This window comes from Nonomuraea sp. NPDC023979 (assembly GCF_040639085.1).
GTDB lineage: Bacteria > Actinomycetota > Actinomycetes > Streptosporangiales > Streptosporangiaceae > Nonomuraea > Nonomuraea ceibae.
In genome coordinates this window covers 135,662-155,069 of sequence record NZ_JBEZZG010000020.1, presented here as the reverse complement: position 1 = coordinate 155,069, position 19,408 = coordinate 135,662, and the positions used below count along the sequence as shown (strand labels likewise).

Here is a 19,408-nt window from a genome sequence, read left to right as displayed (position 1 = left end):
ACGCACGACCATCACAAGAAGTTTCATCCCGCGTCGCATGACGGCACTTTTCCCTTGCCGGTGCGCAGCGCGTCGAGCGCCTGCACCGCGCTGTGCAGCGTTTCGGCCTTGACCAGGCGCAGCCCGTCCGGCGCGCCCTTCACGGCCTCGGCGCAGTTGCCGGCGGGCGTCAGGAAGACGGTCGCGCCGGCCTTCCGCGCGCCGACCATCTTCTGCGCGATGCCGCCGATCGGCCCCACCTGCCCCTCGGGCGTGATGGTGCCGGTGCCGGCGATCTGCTTGCCGCCCGTCAGCTCGCCCTTGGTGAGCTTGTCCAGGATGCCGAGCGAGAACATCAGCCCGGCGCTCGGCCCGCCCACGTCGCCCACGTTGATGTCGACGTCGAACGGGAACTTGTACTCCCGCTGCATGGTCACGCCGACCCGGCTCTGCCCCTGCTCGCCCTTGGCGGTCTGGAGGGTGACGTCCAGCTGGTCGTCGCCCCTGGTCACGGTGAACGTCACCGGTTCGCCGGGCTTGTGCTCGCGGACGGCCTTGCCGACCTCCTCCACGTCGACCATCGGCCTGCCGTCGACGGCGGTGATCTTGTCGCCGACCTTCAGCTTGCCGTCGGCCGGCTGTCCCTTCTGGACCGTGCGCACCGAGATGACGGTCGAGTAGGGGATCTTGAGCTCGTTGAGCGCGGCGGCGGTCGCGTTGTCCTGCGAGCTGGTCATCTCCGCCACGTTCTCCTCCTCGACCTGCTTCTGCGTGCGGTCGGGGGCGAAGATGGTCTCCTGCGGCACGACGGCGACCGACGGGTCGATCCAGCCGCGCAGCGCGGTCAGCAGGTCGATCTTGGAGTTGGGGCCGCCCTGGTAGGCGACGGTCACGAGCCTCAGCGACCCGCTGGTCGGGTAGGTCTCCCGCCCGCTGATCGTGATCACGGGCTTCTTGTCGACCTCACCCAGCGTGTTCTCCGTCGGGCCGGGGCTCAGCACGACGTACGGCACGTCCACGAACGCCCCCACGATGCCGAGCGCGAGCACCAGGAAGCCCGATACGAGCAGGGTCAGGGCGCGTCGTGACATGGATCGAGCTTATTCGCAGGCGCCGACCCACTCGGTCGACCCGTCGGCGAACACCTGATGTTTCCAGATCGGCACCTGGGACTTGAGATCGTCGATCAGCCTGCGCGCGGCCCGGAACGCCTCGTCGCGGTGCGGGCACGCCACGGCCACGATCACGGCGACGTCGCCGAGCTCCAGGTCGCCGACGCGGTGGACGGCGGCCAGCGCGGTCACCGGGAAGTCGGAGGCCACCTTCTCCGCCACCGAACGCAGTTCGCTCTCGGCGGAGGGGTGCGCGGAGTAGGAGAGCCTGGTCACGGCCTTGCCGTGGTCCTCCTCGCGGACGGTGCCCACGAACAGCGAGGTGCCGCCCGCCGCGTGGTCGCCCACCGCGGCCATCACCTCGTCGACGGACAGCGCGCTGTCACGAATGGCCAGCAACCGGATGACGTCCACGAAAAGAGACTACAGAGTCTTCACCCGCGACGCTTCTTGCGCACCTGCCTGACGATCGCCGCGGTGCCGATGACCGCCACGGTGGCGCCCGCCGCCGTGAGCGTCGCCTCCTTGACGGGCAGCCGCCTGCCGACCACCGTCGTACGGTTCTCGCGCAGCTCCAGGAGCTGGGCGAAGGCCGCCTCGTTCGTCCAGGCCGGCTTCCACCCCGCCTCGCGCAGCGCCGCGCAGTCGACGACCCACGGGTAGACGACGTAGTGCAGGTCGGTGGCGGGCGCCGGGGTGATGCCCAGCCGGTGCAGGCGCTGCGCGGTGCCGAACGTGAGCCCCGCCGGCAGCTCGAACCGGCGGATCCCGGACAGCTCCTCCACCTGCTCCTGCTCCAGCCAGCCGTCGGAGCCCACCGCAATCACGCCCGTGACCTGCCCGCGCGCGGCCAGCTCCAGCGCCGAGAGCAGGTCCTCGAGGTGGCAGAACTGCCAGCGCTGCTCGCAGCCCTTGACCGTCAGCAGCCGGGGCGACTCGAAGTGGCGGGTGATCACGGTGTCGACGCCCGGCCCGACCACGGCCGCCGGCCGCACCACGGTGACCTCCAGGCCCGGATGGCTGCGCAGCGACCGGCGCACCAGCGCCTCGATCTCCAGGAAGTCACCGACCACGCCCGTGTCGGGCTCGGCCGCCACCGGCCCGTCCTCTGCCAGGGGCACCTCGTTGTCGGGCGCGGCCCCGTACACCATCGCGCTGGTGACGAGCACCACACGGCGGACGCGCGCGGCCGCGCTCGCCGTGAGCACGGTCTGGGCGGCGCGCAGGTTGTAGGCCCTGCGCTCCTTCGGGTCGGAGTCGACGGCGTAGTCACCCGCCAGGTGCACCAGGACGTCGATGTCGGAGATCCGGTTCGCCAAGAGCGGATCGCGTACGTCGATCACTCTCCAGGTGGCCTCCTGGATGTCGCCGCGTTCTTCGTCAATGGCCACCACCCTGCGGAAATCCGGGGCGGACACGAGCTTGGCGAGCAGCTCGCGGCCCAGACCGGAGGCGGCGCCGGTGACGGCTACGACGGGTTGGCGCGGGCGTTTCGAGGTAGGCACCAGGTCCTCACTTTGCACTGATCCGCCGTAGGACGACTAACGTGGCGGATGTGGACTCCTCCATCCTGCACGAGGTAGAGCGGTGACTGACCTGCCAGGTCGCGAAAACGACCCCAACGAGAACCCGTTCGCCATGTTCGGCAACCCTGAGCAGATGGCTCAGGCGATGCGCCAGTTCGCCGACATGCTGTCGGCGCCCCAGGGCTCCGGCCCTGTCAACTGGGACATGGCCAAGAACATCGCCCGGCACGCCGTGGTCGCCCAGGGCGATCCCAGCGTCATGGAAGGCGAGCGGCGCCAGATCGTCGAGGCGCTGGAGCTGGCCGACCTGTGGCTCAACGAGGCCACGACGCTGCCCAGCGGCGTGTCCAATCCGCAGGCGTGGAGCCGTTCGGAGTGGATCGAGAACACGATCCCCGTCTGGCGCAAGCTGGCCGAGCCGATCGCCGAGCGCATGGTCGAGACCATGGGCGGCGCGCTCGGCGGCTCGGGGCTGCCTCCCGAGGCCCAGCAGATGGCCGGGCCGCTCATGGGCATGCTCAAGCAGATGGGCGGCATGATGGTCGGCCAGCAGATCGGGCAGGCGCTCGGCTCGCTGGCGCGCGAGGTCATCGGCACCACCGACATCGGGCTGCCCCTGTCCGGCACCGCGGCGCTGCTGCCGGGCGGCATCGCCTCCTTCAGCGACGGGCTGGAGCACCCCGCCGAGGAGATCCGGCTCTACCTGGCTCTGCGCGAGGCCGCGCACCACCGGCTGTTCCAGCACGTGCCGTGGCTGCGCGGGCACCTGCTCGGCGCCGTCGAGGAGTACGCCAGGGGCATCACGGTCGACACCTCCGCGCTGGAGGAGCAGATCCGCGGCCTCGACATCAACAACCCCGAGGCGCTCCAGGAGGCGCTGAGCGGCGGCGCGCTGCTCAAGCCCGAGGAGACCGAGCGGCAGAAGGCCGCGCTGGCCCGGCTGGAGACGATGCTCGCCCTGGTCGAGGGCTGGGTGTCCACGGTGGTCGACCAGGCCGCCGCGGGCAAGCTGCCCTCCGCCGCCGCCCTGGCGGAGAACGTACGGCGACGCCGCGCGACCGGCGGGCCCGCCGAGCTGACCTTCGGCACGCTCGTCGGCCTGGAGCTGCGCCCGCGCAGGCTCCGCGAGGCGGCGGCGCTGTGGCAGGCGCTGGAGAGCGCCCGCGGGGTCGACGGCCGCGATGCGCTGTGGGGCCACCCCGACCTCATGCCGACGGCCGACGACCTGGCGCACCCCGAGGTGTTCGTGGCGGGCGAGACCGCCTGGGACATCTCGCAGCTCGACAGCAAGCCCGACGACGAGCAGGGCGAGGACGGCAGGAGTTGAGCCTGCACGGCGACGCGCTGGCGGTGCTCTCCTCCTGGACGGCCCCGTCCGCCGAGGAGGAGGCGCTGCGGGAGAGCTTCGTCGAGCACCTGCGGGCGCACGACGACGCGATGCTTCGGGCGTGCGCGCCCGGCCACCTGACGGCGACCACGGCGGTGCTCTCGCACGACGGCCGGCGGGTGCTGCTCACGCTCCACCCCAAGGCCGGGATGTGGCTGCCGATGGGCGGCCACTGCGAGCCGGGTGACCGCACGCTGGCCGAGGTGGCGCTGCGCGAGGCCGTGGAGGAGTCGGGCATCCCCGGCCTGGAGCTGCTGCCCGGGCCGCTGGCGCTCGACAGGCACCAGGTCTGGTGCCATCCGCCGCACAGCTGGCACCTGGACGTCGAGTACGCGGCCGTGGCCCCTGCCGGGGCGGAGGCCGTGATCAGCGACGAGTCGCTGGACCTGCGCTGGTTCCCCGTCGAGGAGATCCCCGAGCCGTCCGACGAGGCGACCCGCCGGCTGGCGGCACGCGGGCGCGCGACACTGGCCACGCTGGGCTGACCCGTGGGCGTATCGGCGGAGAGCCCGATCGGCGGCACGATCGTCACGCCTGCCCGTCCCCGGCGCCGCGGGCGTACGGGGACCACGCTCACCTGGCTGGCCGTGACGCCGTTCGCGGCGTGGGCCGTGACCCGGCTGGCCGGCCTCGAACGCGGCTCCATCCCCACCCAGCTCATGACCGCCACGCCCTACGCGGCGGCGGGCTCGCTGGTGCCGCTGCTGATCGCCGCGCTCGGACGCAGGCGGGCCGCCGCCGCGGTCGCGCTGCTCACCACCGCGGCGCTCGGGTTCAGCGTGCTGCCCCGGTGGTTCGGCACGGCGGAGGCGACGGCGGGCCGGCCGCTCCGGGTGCTGTCGGTCAACCTGCTGTTCGGCAAGGCCGACACGCGGACGATCATGGAGCTGGTGCGCGCGTACGACGCCGACGTGCTCAACACGCAGGAGCTGACGCCGGGCGCGGTCGAGGAGCTCGACCTGGCCGGGCTCAAGGAGCTCATGCCGCACCGGGTGCTCCAGGCCGAGTGGAACGCCAGCGGGAGCGGCCTGTTCTCCAGACATCCGCTCCGGCCCCTGCCTGACGCGCTGCCGCCGCTGCCCGGGCACAACATGCCCGTGGCCGCGCTGGCGCTGCCCGGGGCCGCGCCCGTCGAGTTCTACGACGTGCATCCCGTGCCGCCGCTGGGCGCCAAGCTGGCCGACTGGCACGCGGTCTTCGACGCCCTGCCCGCCGCCTCGGCCGACACCGTGCGCATCCTGGCGGGCGACTTCAACGCCTCGCTCGACCACGCGCCGATGCGGCGGCTGCTCGCCCGCGGCTACAAGGACGCCGCCGACCAGGTGGGGGCCGGCTTGATCCCGACCTGGCCGGCGAACAGACGGATGCCGCCGATCATCACGATCGACCACGTGCTGGTGGACGAGCGGGTCGGGGTCCGGGCGGTCAGCGTGCACGACGTGCCGGGGACCGACCATCGGGCGGTCTTCGCAGAGCTCAGCGTGCCGTACGGACCCGCGTAAGGCTCAGCGGGCGGCGAGGAGGGCGCGGGTGTTGTCCCAGCCTTCCAGGCCGGGGTCCAGGCGGGCGGCGTCGTCCGGGACGCGCAGCCGGTGCCAGCCCGGGGTGGCGGCCACCATGCGGGGGCCGGGGGCCTGCGCGCGCAGCGCCGCCACCGGGTCGGCGGCGTCGAGGTCGGGATCGGCCCAGCCCGGCGCGGGCAGCCCGCAGGCCAGCGCGACCGCGCCGCCCCGCTCGGCCGGGCACACGGTGATCCGGGCGCGGCCCAGCTCGCGGAAGAGCTTGCCCACCAGCAGCGGCGGCAGATCCGGCGCGTCGCCCGAGATCACCGCGGCCTGCTCGCCGTCGAGCCTCTTGAGGATGTCCCGCAGCGGCTCGTCCTCGCCGACCGCGATCACCTCGGTGCCCGGCCAGACGATCTCCGACAGCTCCGGCACGCTCGTCAGCAGGACCGGCGTGACCAGCTCCAGCCCGGCGACCATCTCGTACGTGTCCTCGGCCACGGCCTCCAGCCACGCCCGGCCGTCGACGCCCGGCGGCGCCGCCTCGGCCATGCGCTGACGTACCAGGACGGCGGCGAGACGGGTCAACATTCCTCCGGTGCGGAATTGGCGGCGGCGGAGAATCCTTCGAGGAACCCACGGGCCCGCTCCGCCTTGGGATACTGTTCGACGAGCGCCCAGAAACGCGGGCCGTGGCTCGGCACCATCAGATGCACCAGCTCGTGGATGATCACATAGTTGATGACCCACTCGGGCAGGCCCTTGATGCGGGTCGAGATCCGGATCGTGCCGTTCTCCGGCGTGCAGGAGCCCCACCGGTGCTGCTGGTTGTCGACCCAGCGCACGCTCGCGGGGACGGCCCGGCCGTCGAGATATTTCGCCGACAGCTCCTTGGCCCGCTCCAGCAGGGCCTCGTCGGTCGGACGTCGCCGGCGTTCCTTCGCCGCAAGCCGATCGAGCATCCGGCTCACCCATTCATCCGCGTCTTCGCCGCTCAGCCAGGCGGGCAGGAGCACGATCGTCTTGTCGCCGTCGCGGTAGGCGGAGACCGTACGCCGACGACGAGAACTGCGACGGACCTCGACTGTCTCGGGGGGCACATATGCACGTTAGCCGAGACTGGCGGAATTCCACAGAGGGCAAGCGTTGTTTTCGCTGGTCAGATGATTAAGAGCCGGTGAATTTGGGCACACGCCTTTCCCGATGCGCCGCCAGGCCCTCGATCATGTCCGCCGAGGTCATGGTCACGGGCTGGGCCAGGGACTCCCAACTGAGCGCGGCTTCCAGGTGTTGGTGATCCTGCTTGAGTGCGGCTTTGGTGAGCCTGGTGGCAATGGGGGCGTTCGCCGCGACCTGCCGGGCGATGGTCATCACTTGCGCCAGCAGATCATTTCTTGGGAAAGCTTGATTTACCAGACCTTTATCTGCGGCCTCCGTTCCGCGCAGTGTACGGCCGGTCAGCAGCATCTCCCGCGCCAGCGCCGTGCCCGCGCGATGGGGCAGAAGGTAGGTGGCGGCCATCCCCGGGTGCAGGCCCAGCGAGGTGAACGGGGCCAGCAGCTTGGCCTCGTCCGCCGCGTACACGAGATCGCACGCCAGCGCCACGCACAGCCCCGCGCCGACCGCCGCGCCGTTGACGGCGGCGATCGTCGGCACCTCCAGCTCCGTGACGGACAGCCAGGAACGGTAGAAGGCGAGCATCCTGTCACGCAGTTCGGGGACCGGCTCCACGCCGCGCTCGCCGAGCCAGGACAGGTCTCCCCCGGCGCAGAACGCCGTCCCCGCGCCCGTCACCACGACGCAGCGGACGTCACGGTCGGCGGCGAGTGCAGTCATGGCGTCACGCCAGGCGGCGGTCATGCCGTCGGTCATGGCGTTGCGCACGTCGGGGCGGTTGAGGGTGACCAGCACCACGCCGTCGTCGTGGCGGTCGATCAAGAGCTCGCTCATGCGGGAGAGCGTAACCCGGGGCGGCGGGGTCGGCCGTCTGGAGATCTCCCGCGTACGCGTGGTTGTCCTCAGGAGGGTGGGCCGGGGGCGGGTTGCCTCGGGAGGTCGGGTCGGGGGCGGGTTGCCTCGGGGGGCGGGCTCGGTGCGGAGTTGTCCACAGGCGGTCGGGGCGGATGCGGGGTTGTCCACAGGCGGCGGGAAAGCCGCTCGGGATCTTGACGCGGCGTGCGAATCTTCGCGGCATGAGGCCACGAGTGAAACCCGCCCTCCTCCGCATCGACCACGACGAGCGCACCCTCCAGCTCGGCGCGCATCCCGGCCGGGCCGTCGTGTTGCGCGACCTCACCCGGCGGGTCCGCAGGTGGATCGACAGCCTCGACGGCACCCGCGACCTTGACCAGGCCCTCCGGGAGGGCGCCGCCGCGGGTGTGCCGGAGCCTGCCGCCTTCCTCGACTCGCTCACACGTACGGGGGTGCTGCACGACGCCTCGGTGACGCCGCCGTTGTTGCCGCTGGCCGAGCTCGACCGGCTGCGACCGGACCTCGACGCCCTGGACCTGGCCTCCCATGCGCCAGGCGGCGGCGTGGAGGCCCTGCGCCGCAGGCGACGAGCGCACGTCCGCGTCTACGGCGCCGGACGAGTGGGCGCCCAGGTCGTCGGCCTGCTCGCCGCGGCGGGCGTCGGCACGATCCGGGTGATCGACCCCGGCACCGCCCGGCCCCAGGACCTCACCCCCGGCGGGCTGAGCTGGGAGGAGGTGGGGAGGTCGCGCGAGGAAGGCGCCGTACGCGCCGCCCGCCGTCTCACCTGGTCGGAAGGCGGCCATAGCGACGACGAGCGCCGGCCGCACCCCGCCGTCGCCACCCCGAGACGCGACAGCGCCCATGCCCCCGAGCTGCGGGAAGGGCCAGAGGCGCACCGCCTCGCCGGTGCATCCGCCGGGCGCAGGGACCCGGAGGCCCGCAGCCACTCTGGTGTGGTGAAGCGGCCCGGCGCCGCTGGTGTGCCTGACCGGTCCGGCGTGCCGGGCGGGAGGGACGGCGTGCCGGGCGGGAAGGACGGCGTGTCGGGCGGGAAGGACGGCGTGTCGGGCGGGAAGGACGGCGTGTCGGGCGGGAGGGACGGCAAGCGGGCGCGCCGGGCCGGCCGGGATGCCGGGCGGCGGTACGAGCCAGGGGTCGATGTGCGGGCGGGCGGGCCGCCGTTGAGCGATCGGTCGCACCGGCCCGACCTGGTGATCCTCACCCCGGTGCGACCGCTCGACGGCGTGCTGGTCAACGAGCTGTACGAGCTGGGTCTGCCCCACCTGCTGGGCTCGGCGTTCGAGGGGCACGGGAACGTGGGGCCGCTGGTCCTGCCCGGACAAAGCGCTTGCTTGCACTGCCTAGACTTGGCGCGTCGCGACCACGACCCCGACTGGCCGATCGTCACCGCCCGGCTCGGCGGCTATCCGCCAGGCGAGATCGCCTGCGACACCCCTCTTGCCGGCCTGGTGGCGGCGGCGGTGACCGGTCACGCCCTGGCGTATCTGGACGGCCGGGAGCCCGTTGTGACCAACGGCACAGTGCACGTCTTGCCTGATTGGCAGTGGAAAAGGCAAGCATGGGACAGGCACCCGCAATGTCGTTGTATGCGAAACAATCCATATCCGCTAACAATGGTCATGTCGGCTTCAAGCGGCTGACGTGCAGAGCTGCTAACCACGAAGGGGGGAAGTGGCATCCCTGCCAGGGATACCGCGCATCAGTGTGAGCGATCTTCCGCGTCGCGCCGTCACGCGCTCGGCGAAGCTGGCCTCCCTTCCGCTCGGGTTCGCCGGGCGTGCGGCTCTGGGGCTCGGCAAGCGCATCGGCGGCAAACCGGCCGAGATCGTCGCCGAGGAGATCCAGCAGCGCACCGCCGAGCAGATCTTCAAGGTCCTCGGCGAGCTCAAGGGCGGGGCGATGAAGCTCGGCCAGGCGCTGTCCATCTTCGAGGCGGCCCTGCCCGCCGAGATCGTCGGCCCCTACCGGGCGACCCTCACCAAGCTCCAGGACGCCGCGCCCCCGCTGCCTGCCTCGACGGTCCACAAGGTGCTCGCCCAGCAGCTCGGCGACGACTGGCGTGACCACTTCCTCTCCTTCGACGACCAGCCCACCGCCGCCGCCTCGATCGGCCAGGTGCACCGGGCCGTGTGGCACGACGGGCGCGAGGCCGCCGTCAAGATCCAGTACCCGGGCGCGGGCAAGGCCCTGCTGGGCGACTTCGCCCAGCTCGCCCGCCTCGGCAAGCTGTTCGGCGCGCTGCTGCCCGGCCTCGACATCAAGGCGGTGCTGGCCGAGCTGCGCGAGCGCATCGCCGAAGAGCTCGACTACCTGCGCGAGGCCGAGGCGCAGCACGCCTTCGCCCTGGAGTTCCACAACGACCCCGACTTCCACGTCCCCGACGTGATCGCCGCCAACGAGATGGTCCTGGTCACCGAGTGGATGGACGGCACCCCGCTGTCCCGCATCATCACCGGCGGCACCCAGGAGGAGCGCGACCGGGCGGGCCTGCTGTTCGTCCGCTTCCTCTTCTGCTCCCCCGCCCGTGTCGGCATGCTGCACGCCGACCCCCACCCGGGCAACTTCCGCATGCTCCCCAACGGCAAGCTCGGCATCCTCGACTTCGGCGCCGTCAACCGCATGCCCGACGGCTACCCCATGGTGTTCGGCCAGCTCACCCGCATCTTCAACCAGGGCGACATGGCCACCGTGGTCCAGGGGCTGCGCGACGAGGGCTTCATCCGGCCCGGCATCGAGGTCGACCACGACGCCCTGCGCGCCTTCCTGTCGCCCTACGTCGAGCCGACGGCCGTGGAGGAGTTCACGTTCAGCCGGGAGTGGCTGCAGGACCAGTTCGCCAGCGTCACCGACCTGCGTCCCACCAACGTGGTGCGCCAGCTCAACCTGCCGGTCTCGTACGTGCTCATCCACCGGGTGCACGCGGCAGGCGTGGGCGTCCTCTGCCAGCTCGGCGCCACGGCCCGCTTCCGCGACGAGGTCGTCCGCTGGGTCCCGGGCTTCACCGACGACGACACGGACACGGACGACAAGGAAGCCCTCGTCACCACCTGACCTGGACAGTTCGGCCCGTCCTGGTGCGGCGGTGGTGCGTTCACCTGCGGCGGCGCTCGGGCGCTCGCGTTGCCACCCAACCCCGAGCGTCCCGCCCGTCCTGACGCGGCGGGGTGATGCCTTCAGCGGCGGCGCTCCGGCACTTGCGGCAGCGCTTGAGCAGGGGGCGGCGCTCGGGCACTCGCGTTGCCACCCAACCCGAGCGTCCGGCCCGTCCCGGCGCGGCGGGGTGATGCCTTCAGCGGCGGCGCCCGGGCACTTGCGGCAGGGCTTGAGCAGGGGGCGGCGCTCGGGCGGGGGTGGCCGCGTGGCATGAGGCTGCCCCTGGTGGGGCGGCGGTGCTGGAGTGCGCGGGATCAGGGGGCTGCCTTGCGTGGGGATGGGCGATAAATCGTTCGTATGCGTGACGGCTTGCGTGCTTGCATGGTGGTTCGCGGGGGCCTGGGTGCTTGGTGGAGCGGCGTCGTACGGAGGTGGGGGCGTGGAGGAGCCTCGGCCGGTGGAGCGGGGGGCTGGGCGCATCATCATGCTCAACGGCGCGTCCAGCTCGGGGAAGACGACGCTCGCCAGGCTGGTGCGGCGGGCGATGGACGAGCCGTTCCTGTACGTGTCGTCCGATCAGCTGGTGGCGGCCGGGATGTTGCCGGAGCGGCGGGCGCCGGAGGGGCCGTTCGCGTGGTGGGAGGAGATGCGGCCTCGGTTCTTCAAGGGCTTCCACCGGTGCCTGCCGGCGCTGGCCGGGGCCGGGAACGACCTGATCGTGGAGCATGTCATCGAGTTCGCGGCCTGGCGCAGGGAGCTGGCGGAGTTGCTGGGCGGGTTCGATGTGTTCCTGGTGGGGGTGCACTGTTCGCTCGACGAGATCGATCGGCGGGAGCTGGCCCGTGGGGATCGGCGGGTCGGGGAGGGGCGGTCGCATGTCGAGCAGGACGGCATTCACGGGTTCGGGCCCTATGACTTCGAGGTCGACACCACGGGTGGGGTGGATGCTGCCATGGCCGAGGCGGTGATCGCCGCGTGGCGCGGCCGGGGGCGGCGGCGAGCGCTCACGCACGGCTGAGGGCCGCGAGGCGGGGGCCCCGCGGCCACGTCGGCAACGGACCGCCCGATGATGGCGGGCGGTCAGCGGCCCCCGCCCCTTGAGCCGTAGGCCGGTCAGTGGCGGGCCGGTCGCCGGTGGTGGACCATTCAGTGGCGGGCCAGCCGGTGGCGGGCCAGCCGGTGGCGGACCAGCCGGTGGCGGACCAGCCGGTGGCGGACCAGCCGGTGGCGGGCCAGCCGGTGGCGGACCAGCCGGTGGCGGGCCAGTTGGAGGAGACCTCCGGGTGCGTGTGCTGGTCGGCGTCGAGGTCCTTGGCGGTGGTGGACGGTCAGTGGGGGGTGGCTACTTCGCCTGATGGGTGGAGGGCTGTGCGGAGGGTGGTGGTGGCTAGGTCCAGGGCCGTCTGGTTGGCATGCGTGTCGCGGAGCAGGTCGACCATGGCGAAGTCGTGGATGATGCCGCCGAGGCGTACGGCGGTGACCTCGACGCCGGCCTCGCGGAGCTTGGCCGCGTAGGCTTCGCCCTCGTCGCGCAGGACGTCGGCTTCGCCGGTGAGCACCAGGGCGGGCGGGAGGTTGCGGAGCTGGTCGGGGGTGGCGCGCAGGGGTGAGGCGTGGATCTCGGCGCGCTGGGCGGGGTCGGTCGTGTACTGGTCCCAGAACCACTTCATGCCGTCGCGGTTGAGGAAGTAGCCGGTGGCGAACTGCTGGTAGGACTCGGTGTCGAAGTTCGCGTCGGTGACCGGGTACCACAGCACCTGGGCGCGCAGGTGCACGTCGCCGCGTTCCTTGGCCATGATCGCCAGCACGGCCGACATGTTGCCGCCGACCGAGTCGCCGGCGACGGCCATGCGGGAGGCGTCGAGGTCCTTCTCCTTGCCGTGTTCCATGACCCAGCGGGCGGCGGCGTAGTTCTGTTCGATCTGAGTGGGGTATTTGGCCTCGGGCGCGCGGTCGTACTCGGGGAAGACGACGGCGGCGTTGACCCGGGTGGCGAGCTCGCGGACGAGCCGGTCGTGGGTGCGGGCGGAGCCGAACACCCAGCCGGCGCCGTGGATGTAGAAGATCACGGGGAGCGTGCCGGTGCTGCCTCTGGGCTTGACGATGCGCACGGGGACGACGCCGGTCGGGCCGCCCTGGATCTGGATCCATTCCTCGTCGATGTCGGGGCGCGGCACGGCGGGGTCGGACTGGAGCTTCTCCAGGATCTCCCGCCCCTGCTCCGGCGGCAGCTCGTAGATGAACGGCGGCTTGGCGTTGGCGTCGGCGAAGTCCTGGGCGGCCTTCTCCAACACCACGCGCCTGCTGATGGTGCTGGTCATGGTGCTCTCCTCGTGACGGGTCGACGGCTGCGGGCAGCGTCGCGCACGGCACGGGTCCCCGGCCGGCGCTGGTTCGGGCGGGGGGACCGAGCGGTGACCTACCCCGATATGCGGCGGTTCCAACGCTGGGCGGGACGGCCGTGGGAGTCCTTTCGGGGTGCTTACGGAGGGGCGCGAGCTCTCGGCCCGGGCGCTGCGGGCGCGGATGATGGCGGGCAGTCCCCCAGTCCTCCCGCTGGTCCCCCAGTCTCCCGCTCTCCCGGGAGCTCTCCCGGGAACTCTTCCGGGGAACTCCCCAGGGACCTCTCCAAGGAACTCTCCAGGAAAGGGTGAAAGATCGTGCTTCTGTTTCGTACGAGTGCCGCCGCCGGGTTCGTCTGCGCGGCGCTGCTGGTCGTGAACGTGCTGCGGCGGGGCGGCGTCCTGCCGGAGAACGCCGTCACGCACGCCATCGCGCCGTTCGCCGCGCTGACCGGGCTGTTCGCGATCACCGGGCTCTATCTGCTCATCCGTGACGCGGCGGGCGGGCTCGGGCTGGCCGGCTACCTGCTCAACGCGGCGGGGCTGGCCGGGGCCTTCGCCATCGAGTACACGCTGCACTTCGTCTTCCCGGGACTGGGCGGCGCCACGGTGATGGGGCTGCTCGCGGGCGGGACGGGCATGGCGTTCCTGGTCACGTCGGCGGTGCTGGTGGCCGGGGTGCTGGTGTTCGCGGCGGCCGCGGTCAGGAGCGGGGCGCTGCCGTACGCGGCGGTGGGGCTGTATGCCGTGGGGATGGTCCCGGGCTCGCTGCGCAACCTCGTGCCGGAGCCCGTCTACCTGGGCGGGCTGGTCGTGGCGGCGGCGGGTGTCGCGTGGATGGCCACCCGGCTGTGGAGCGCCGCCGAGGAGCCGCGGCCCGTACCGGCCCGATGATCCCGGAGAACCGTGCCGGCCCGTTGACCTGGGAGAAACCGTACCGGCCCGCTGAGATCCGGAGGGCCGGGAGGCCGGAAAGCCGGAAGCCGCCCCGGGCGGGTGCCCGGGGCGGCTGATGGGTCGGGGGAGGGATCCCGGGAGATCCTGCGCCGGCGGCAGGACCTCCCGGATCAGCCCTCCAGGCTCAGGGCGCGCAGAAGGCGTTCGTTCGCCTTCCGGACCCCGCGCCGCGCCCGCTGTACTCGGCTGATGCGGGCGGCGAGGCGGTACTCGCGCGCCTCGCGGTGAAGGGTTTGTATTCGGTCGTTGACCAGTTCTTGGTAAAGATACGGCGCGGTCAGGTCGGTCGTCGGAAAGGTGTTCATCTCTGTCTTCTTTCTGTGTGAAGCGGACGTGCGGAAGGTCAGGCAGCGACCGGGTGCTTGCGCGGACGGCCGCGCGGACGCTTGCGAGGAACGACGGTCCCGCGGAGGATCAGCTCCCCGCCCCAGACGCCCCAGGGCTCCTCGCGCTCCAGCGCGCGGGCCAGGCAGGCCTTCTGGATCGGGCAGCCACCGCAGAGCGCCTTGGCGAACTCGACGTCGTCCGGCGACTCGGCGAACCACAGGTCAGGGTCGGTACGACAGGGGATCTCGGCTTCGTCGATCAGGTCCATGATCGTCTTCGCCCCCATCTGGTTTCTCCTTTTGATCGGGCTGTTTGCTCTGGTTCGGGCACCTCGTGGGTGTTGGGGGGATCACGGACAAACAAAGAGGCCGCGGATCCTGTGTGCGGATCCGCGGCCTGGGGGCTGCTATGTGCCGGTCAGGTTATGACCGGCACATCCCTCCAGGGTTGCGGACCGCGCACTCCACCCTTGGTGTTCGGCTGGGTCGGCACTTCGGCGCCTGCGATGCGGACAGGAGCGCTCATGGCGGCGGCGCCCGAGTGGGCGTGCGCGTAGAAAGCCATCTCCTGGCGGCGGGCAGACTTCGGCTGCCGCAGCTTGGCCGGCCCATCGGCGAGCCTGACCGCGTCACGGCATGCGGAAGCGAGCCACTGCGTGGCCGGCATCATGTTGCTGCTGATCACTGGGACTCACCTCCGTCTGAAGATCGTCGAGCTGATTGCCCGACTCGCTTGACCATGACCCTAAACCGGTAGCCCAGGACTGGGCAACTTATTTTCTACCTGCGATTTTGTTACTTTGTCACGCGGATCATGGCCTCCTGCACCACGGACACCACGAGTTCGCCGGAGGCGGTGAACATCTCGCCACGGGCGAGCCCGCGGGCCCCTCCCGACCAGGGCGACTCCTGGGCGTACAGCAGCCAGTCGTCGGCCCGGAACGGCCGGTGGAACCACATGGCGTGGTCGAGCGAGGCGCCCATGACGTTGGAGGCGCCCCAGGCCATGCCGTGGGCCAGCAGGATCGTGTCGACGAGCGTGAAGTCGGAGGCGTAGGCCGCCAGCACGACGTGCAGCAGCGGGTCGTCGGGCAGGTCGGCGTCGTAGCGGAACCACACGTTGGTCGTGGCGCTGCGCAGCTCCGGGTTCTCGTACGCCTCCCACGTGAGCGGCGAGGCGTAGCGGGCGTCGACGGGACGCGGGCGCGACAGCCACTCGCGCAGCTCGTGGTGCTCGCCGACCAGCTCGACCATCCGGTCCTGGAACGTGGGCAGCGTCGCCGGGTCGGGCACCACCGGCATGACGGACGCCTGGTGCTCCACGCCCTCCTCGAACAGGTGGAACGAGGCCGACATCGAGAAGATCGCCTTGCCGTGCTGGATGGCCAGCACCCGGCGGGTGGTGAACGACCTGCCGTCGCGGACCCGTTCGACGTTGTAGACGATCGGCACCGAGGGGTCGCCGGGCCGGATGAAGTAGGCGTGCAGCGAGTGCACGTTGCGGTCGGCGGGCACCGTGCGGCCGGCCGCGACCAGCGCCTGCGCGGCGACCTGCCCGCCGAAGACGCGCTGGATGCGCTCCTCGGGGCTGCGGCCCCGGAACATGTCCAGCTCGATCTGCTCCAGGTCGAGCAGGTCGAGGAGCTCCTTCAGCGCCTCGTTCACCTATCCCCCTCGGGTATGACCAGGTATATGGTCGCACGCCCGTTGCGGAGGCGGCAGCACAGCCTACGCGACGGCCGAGCGGCACAGGTCAAGGACCGCCTCCCCGTAGCGGTCGACCTTGACGCGGCCGATGCCGGTGATCGACAGCAGCTCCGCCTCGCTGGTGGGCACCCGTTCGGCGATCGCCTGGAGCGTCACGTCCGTGAAGACCACGTACGGGGGGATCTTCGCCTCCTTGGCGGTCGCGGTGCGCCACGCCTTGAGGCTCTCCAGCAGGCCCTCGTCGTAGTCGGCCGGGCAGGTCGCGCACCGGCCCAGCTTCTGCTCGGCCGCCGCGCTCAGCGTCTTGGCGCAGATCCGGCAGCTCACCGGCGCGGCGACGGCCCGGCGTTCGCGGGCGGGCGTGGCCGCCGGGCGGGACGCGGCGGCGGAACGGCCGGTGAGCCCGTCGAGGAACCGCGACGGGCGGCGGCCCTTGCGACCCCCCGGGGCGCGTGCCAGCGCCCAGGAGATCGTCAGGTGCTCGCGCGCCCGCGTGATGCCCACGTAGAGCAGGCGGCGCTCCTCCTCGATCTGCTCGGGCGTCTCGGCGTAGATGATCGGCATCATCCCGTCGGTCACCCCGACCAGGAAGACCGCGTCCCACTCCAGGCCCTTGGCGGCATGCAGGGAGGCCAGCGTGACGCCCTCGACGGGCGGCGCGTGCTGCTCGGAGGCGCGGCGCTCCAGCTCGGCCACGAACGCGGGCAGGTCGGCGCCCTCGGCCGCCATGTCCTCCGCCAGGTCGGCCAGGGCCTTGAGCGACTCCCACTTCTCGCGCGCCTTGCCGCCGCCGGGCGGCGACGGGGTCAGGCCGATGCCGGTGAGGATCTGGTGGACCTCCGAGGCCAGCGGCTCGTGCGCCGCCGACCGGGCCGCGCCGCGCAGGAGCACGACCGCCTGGCGCACCTCGGGGCGCTCGAAGAAGCGCTCGGCGCCGCGCAGCACGTACGGGATCTCGGCCTTCGACAGCGCCTCCTCGTAGGACTCCGACTGGGAGTTCGTACGGAACAGGACGGCGATCTCGCGGGACGGGACGCCCCGGTCGAGGAGTTTCCTGATGGCGCGGGCGACCCCGGCGGCCTCGGCGGGCTCGTCGTCGTAGTCGGCGAACACCGGGCGGGGGCCGTCGGGGCGCTGGGCGACCAGCTCCAGGCGGTGCGGCGAGCGGCCCTTGGCGATCACCAGGTTGGCCAGGTCGACGACCTGCGGCGTGGAGCGGTAGTCGCGGACCAGCTTGATGACGGCCGCGCCGGGATGCTCGACGGCGAAGCCGGTCAGGTAGCGGGGGCTGGCGCCGGTGAAGGAGTAGATGGTCTGGTTGGGGTCGCCGACCACGCACACGTCGTCGCGCCCGCCGAGCCAGGTGTCGAGCAGGAGCTTCTGCAGCGGGTTGACGTCCTGATACTCGTCGACGACGAAGTAGCGGTATTGCTGGCGGATCTGGCTCGCGACCTCCTGGTGCTCGGTCATCACCGCGGCGGTGAGCTCCAGGATGGTCTCGAAGTCGACCAGGTGGCGCTCGCGCCGGATCCGCTCGTACGCCTCGTACAGCCTGGCCACCTCGTCGGCGGGCACCGGCGGGGTGCGGTTGTGCTTGGCGGCGGCGGCCACGTAGTCGTCGGGGCCGATCTGGGTGACCTTGGCCCATTCGACCTCGGCGGCGATGTCGCGCAGCTCGGACCGGTCCGGATTTTTCCGGATCTGGCGGCAGGCTTCCACGAGCACCGGCAGCTTCGACTCGATCACCGACGGCGCCTCGCCGCCGATCACCCTCGGCCAGAAGTACGTCAGCTGCCGCAGCGCCGCCGCGTGGAACGTGCGCGCCTGCACCCCGGGCGCGCCCAGCGCCCGCAACCGCTGCCGCAGCTCCCCCGCCGCCCGTGTGGTGAACGTCACGGCCAGCACGCTGCGCGCGTCGACCACCCCCGACCGCACCGCGTGGGCGATGCGATGGGTGATCGCCCTGGTCTTGCCGGTGCCCGCGCCCGCCAGCACGCACACGGGCCCACGCAGGGTCTCCGCCACCTCCCGCTGCTCCGGATCGAGCCCGGCCAGCACGTCATCCACGCCGTTCACCCCACCATCCTCCCAGCAGGTGGCGCTCCGGGCGCCATTCTGGCAGCATGCGGCAGTCAATCGTTTCAATGTCGCTGAGATGCAAAGAAGTGGTCTCTTCCATCACAATGGGGCCGACCTGAGCATGGGAGAGAAGGGCAGGCTGTGCGAACCGCGGTTTCCCTGAGCGCTGTCGCGCTCGCTTTAGTCGCGCTGACTCCCGTGGCCGCGCACGCGTCGGGTGACCCCGCACCGGGGCCGACCACGATCACCGACCCCGACGGCATCGGCGGCCTTTCCAGCGAGACGATCGCGTACGGCAGGCATCGCCACCAGCAGATGGACGTGTGGTGGACCCCCGACGGGATGAAGCGGCCGGGGATCTTCCTGATCCACGGCGGCTGGTGGTCCAGCGGCGACAAACGGCAGATGACGGCCATCACCCGCGAGTACGCCGACCGCGGCTACACCGTCTTCAACCTCAACTACCGGCTCTCCACCGAAGCGGCCTGGCCCGCGCAGCGCACCGACGCGCTCGCCGCCATCGCCAAGGCCAAGAAGCACGCCGAGCGCTGGGCGCTCGACCCCGACAACTACGTCGTGGTCGGCTTCTCGGCCGGCGGCCACATCGCCGCCTCGGTCGGCACCTACGGCAACGGGATGACGGGGCTCAAGGGCGTCGTCGGGCTGTCGCCGATCATCTCGCCGCTGCGCGCGTTCAAGGACGGCGAGAAGTCGCTCGACCCCTACAAGCGCAAGCTGCGCTCGGCCGCCGTCCAGCTCGCCGGCGGCTGCGCCCCCAAGGGCAAGTGCTCGCGTGTGTGGGCCAGCATGGAGGTCGCCTGGCACGCCAGCGCCAAGGACGCGCCGATGCTGACCGTCCACTCGCAGGACGAGTTCGTGCCGCCGGTGCAGAGCCAGCTGCTCAAGCAGATGCTCGGCAAGGCCGGGGTGGCCGTCACGACCTGGAGCGTGCCGGGCATCGCCCACAGCAGCGCCCTCTACCGCACCCCCGGCGTGGCCGAGCGCGTCCACGAGTGGATCACCTCGCACGTCGGGTAGGGATTAACCGGGGCACCGGGGTTGTTGCACGGAGCGCCTGTTTCCTTGACCTTGGAGGGAATCGCTGACATGGCGCTCACGGTCTACAGCACCACCTGGTGCGGCCCCTGCAAGCGGCTGAAGTCCCAGCTGGCCCGCGAGGGCATCGCTTACGCCGAGATCGACATCGAACGTGACCCGGAGGCGGCCGCGTTCGTGATGAGCGTCAACGACGGCAACCAGACGGTGCCGACTGTCGTCATCGACACCCCGAAGGGGCGTGTCGTGCGCACCAACCCGTCGGCCCGCGAGGTCAAGGACCTCCTGGGCGTCTCCTGACACACCTGACACACCACGAGCCCCCGGACCACTGGCCGGGGGCTCGA

Annotated in this window: 21 protein-coding genes; 9 read left to right on the top strand and 12 right to left on the bottom strand. The window is 71.6% G+C overall.

Translation table 11 applies throughout. The features are described 5' to 3' along the window. Positions 1–23: 23 nt before the first annotated feature. From AB0G11_RS30335 to AB0G11_RS30325, 3 genes are read right to left on the bottom strand one after another with little or no spacing between them, the layout of a single operon-like run. Positions 24–1,070 (bottom strand): PDZ domain-containing protein, encoded by a 1,047-nt coding sequence (locus AB0G11_RS30335; RefSeq protein ID WP_357590008.1) that lies wholly within the window; start codon positions 1,068–1,070, stop codon positions 24–26. Positions 1,071–1,079: 9 nt separating this feature from the next. Further along, positions 1,080–1,505, bottom strand: coding sequence for a molybdenum cofactor biosynthesis protein MoaE (locus AB0G11_RS30330; RefSeq protein ID WP_219504862.1), 426 nt, complete (start codon positions 1,503–1,505; stop codon positions 1,080–1,082). 20 nt (positions 1,506–1,525) lie between these two features. Continuing rightward, complete coding sequence (locus AB0G11_RS30325) at positions 1,526–2,599, bottom strand: NAD-dependent epimerase/dehydratase family protein (protein WP_219504924.1); 1,074 nt, start codon at positions 2,597–2,599, stop codon at positions 1,526–1,528. Between the two features lie 130 nt (positions 2,600–2,729). Between AB0G11_RS30325 and AB0G11_RS30320 the strand changes: the two genes are divergently transcribed. From AB0G11_RS30320 to AB0G11_RS30310, 3 genes are read left to right on the top strand one after another with little or no spacing between them, the layout of a single operon-like run. Next, positions 2,730–3,944: a zinc-dependent metalloprotease gene (locus AB0G11_RS30320; RefSeq protein WP_219504923.1), complete on the top strand. Its 1,215-nt coding sequence runs from the start codon at positions 2,730–2,732 to the stop codon at positions 3,942–3,944. Next, positions 3,941–4,489 carry an NUDIX domain-containing protein gene (locus tag AB0G11_RS30315; RefSeq protein WP_219504860.1) on the top strand — a complete coding sequence of 183 codons (549 nt, stop codon included), beginning with the start codon at positions 3,941–3,943 and terminating at the stop codon, positions 4,487–4,489. Before AB0G11_RS30320 ends, AB0G11_RS30315 begins: the two co-directional genes overlap by 4 nt. 3 nt (positions 4,490–4,492) lie before the next feature. After that, complete coding sequence (locus AB0G11_RS30310; RefSeq protein ID WP_357590005.1) at positions 4,493–5,506, top strand: endonuclease/exonuclease/phosphatase family protein; 1,014 nt, start codon at positions 4,493–4,495, stop codon at positions 5,504–5,506. A 3-nt stretch (positions 5,507–5,509) separates the two neighbouring features. Here AB0G11_RS30310 and AB0G11_RS30305 read toward each other — a convergent pair whose 3' ends face one another. The 3 genes from AB0G11_RS30305 to AB0G11_RS30295 all read right to left on the bottom strand — a co-directional run bounded on the left by AB0G11_RS30305 (position 5,510) and on the right by AB0G11_RS30295 (position 7,456). Beyond that, positions 5,510–6,097, bottom strand: a complete 588-nt coding sequence (locus AB0G11_RS30305) for a hypothetical protein (protein WP_246644805.1) — start codon at positions 6,095–6,097, stop codon at positions 5,510–5,512. Next, positions 6,091–6,606, bottom strand: a complete 516-nt coding sequence (locus AB0G11_RS30300) for a M48 family metallopeptidase (protein ID WP_219504858.1) — start codon at positions 6,604–6,606, stop codon at positions 6,091–6,093. The genes AB0G11_RS30305 and AB0G11_RS30300 overlap by 7 nt, the downstream gene beginning before the upstream one ends. Positions 6,607–6,673: 67 nt before the next feature. Next, positions 6,674–7,456 (bottom strand): enoyl-CoA hydratase-related protein, encoded by a 783-nt coding sequence (locus tag AB0G11_RS30295; RefSeq protein ID WP_219504856.1) that lies wholly within the window; start codon positions 7,454–7,456, stop codon positions 6,674–6,676. Between the two features lie 242 nt (positions 7,457–7,698). Between AB0G11_RS30295 and AB0G11_RS30290 the strand changes: the two genes are divergently transcribed. From AB0G11_RS30290 to AB0G11_RS30280, 3 genes are all read left to right on the top strand, one after another. After that, positions 7,699–9,141 carry a ThiF family adenylyltransferase gene (locus tag AB0G11_RS30290; RefSeq protein ID WP_357590003.1) on the top strand — a complete coding sequence of 481 codons (1,443 nt, stop codon included), beginning with the start codon at positions 7,699–7,701 and terminating at the stop codon, positions 9,139–9,141. 64 nt (positions 9,142–9,205) lie between these two features. Further along, entirely contained in the window at positions 9,206–10,552 is a 1,347-nt protein-coding gene (locus tag AB0G11_RS30285; RefSeq protein WP_219504854.1) for an AarF/UbiB family protein, read from the top strand. 481 nt (positions 10,553–11,033) lie between these two features. After that, positions 11,034–11,612, top strand: coding sequence for an AAA family ATPase (locus AB0G11_RS30280; RefSeq protein ID WP_357590001.1), 579 nt, complete (start codon positions 11,034–11,036; stop codon positions 11,610–11,612). 310 nt (positions 11,613–11,922) lie between these two features. Here the strand turns inward: AB0G11_RS30280 and AB0G11_RS30275 are convergent, their stop codons facing one another. Beyond that, positions 11,923–12,915, bottom strand: a complete 993-nt coding sequence (locus AB0G11_RS30275; protein WP_357589999.1) for an alpha/beta hydrolase — start codon at positions 12,913–12,915, stop codon at positions 11,923–11,925. A 339-nt stretch (positions 12,916–13,254) separates the two neighbouring features. Here AB0G11_RS30275 and AB0G11_RS30270 point away from each other — a divergent pair, with 339 nt between their 5' ends. Further along, the gene (locus AB0G11_RS30270; RefSeq protein ID WP_357589997.1) at positions 13,255–13,830 is read left to right on the top strand and encodes a hypothetical protein; all 576 of its coding nucleotides are present in this window, start codon (positions 13,255–13,257) and stop codon (positions 13,828–13,830) included. Between the two features lie 173 nt (positions 13,831–14,003). Here AB0G11_RS30270 and AB0G11_RS30265 read toward each other — a convergent pair whose 3' ends face one another. The 5 genes from AB0G11_RS30265 to AB0G11_RS30245 form a co-directional block, all read right to left on the bottom strand. Then, positions 14,004–14,198, bottom strand: a complete 195-nt coding sequence (locus tag AB0G11_RS30265) for a hypothetical protein (RefSeq protein WP_219504847.1) — start codon at positions 14,196–14,198, stop codon at positions 14,004–14,006. 38 nt (positions 14,199–14,236) lie between these two features. Continuing rightward, entirely contained in the window at positions 14,237–14,506 is a 270-nt protein-coding gene (locus AB0G11_RS30260; RefSeq protein ID WP_049571282.1) for a WhiB family transcriptional regulator, read from the bottom strand. 131 nt (positions 14,507–14,637) lie between these two features. Then, positions 14,638–14,904, bottom strand: coding sequence for a hypothetical protein (locus AB0G11_RS30255; RefSeq protein WP_357589995.1), 267 nt, complete (start codon positions 14,902–14,904; stop codon positions 14,638–14,640). A gap of 110 nt (positions 14,905–15,014) precedes the next feature. Further along, positions 15,015–15,884 carry an acyl-CoA thioesterase II gene (locus tag AB0G11_RS30250; RefSeq protein ID WP_219504843.1) on the bottom strand — a complete coding sequence of 290 codons (870 nt, stop codon included), beginning with the start codon at positions 15,882–15,884 and terminating at the stop codon, positions 15,015–15,017. Between the two features lie 63 nt (positions 15,885–15,947). Next, positions 15,948–17,993 carry an ATP-dependent DNA helicase UvrD2 gene (locus AB0G11_RS30245; RefSeq protein WP_219504916.1) on the bottom strand — a complete coding sequence of 682 codons (2,046 nt, stop codon included), beginning with the start codon at positions 17,991–17,993 and terminating at the stop codon, positions 15,948–15,950. Positions 17,994–18,146: 153 nt separating this feature from the next. On the opposite strand from AB0G11_RS30245, the gene AB0G11_RS30240 reads away from it, so the two are divergent. Beyond that, positions 18,147–19,043 (top strand): alpha/beta hydrolase, encoded by an 897-nt coding sequence (locus tag AB0G11_RS30240; protein WP_357589994.1) that lies wholly within the window; start codon positions 18,147–18,149, stop codon positions 19,041–19,043. Positions 19,044–19,112: 69 nt separating this feature from the next. Continuing rightward, positions 19,113–19,361 carry a mycoredoxin gene (locus AB0G11_RS30235; protein ID WP_246644793.1) on the top strand — a complete coding sequence of 83 codons (249 nt, stop codon included), beginning with the start codon at positions 19,113–19,115 and terminating at the stop codon, positions 19,359–19,361. The last annotated feature ends 47 nt before the right edge of the window (positions 19,362–19,408 follow it).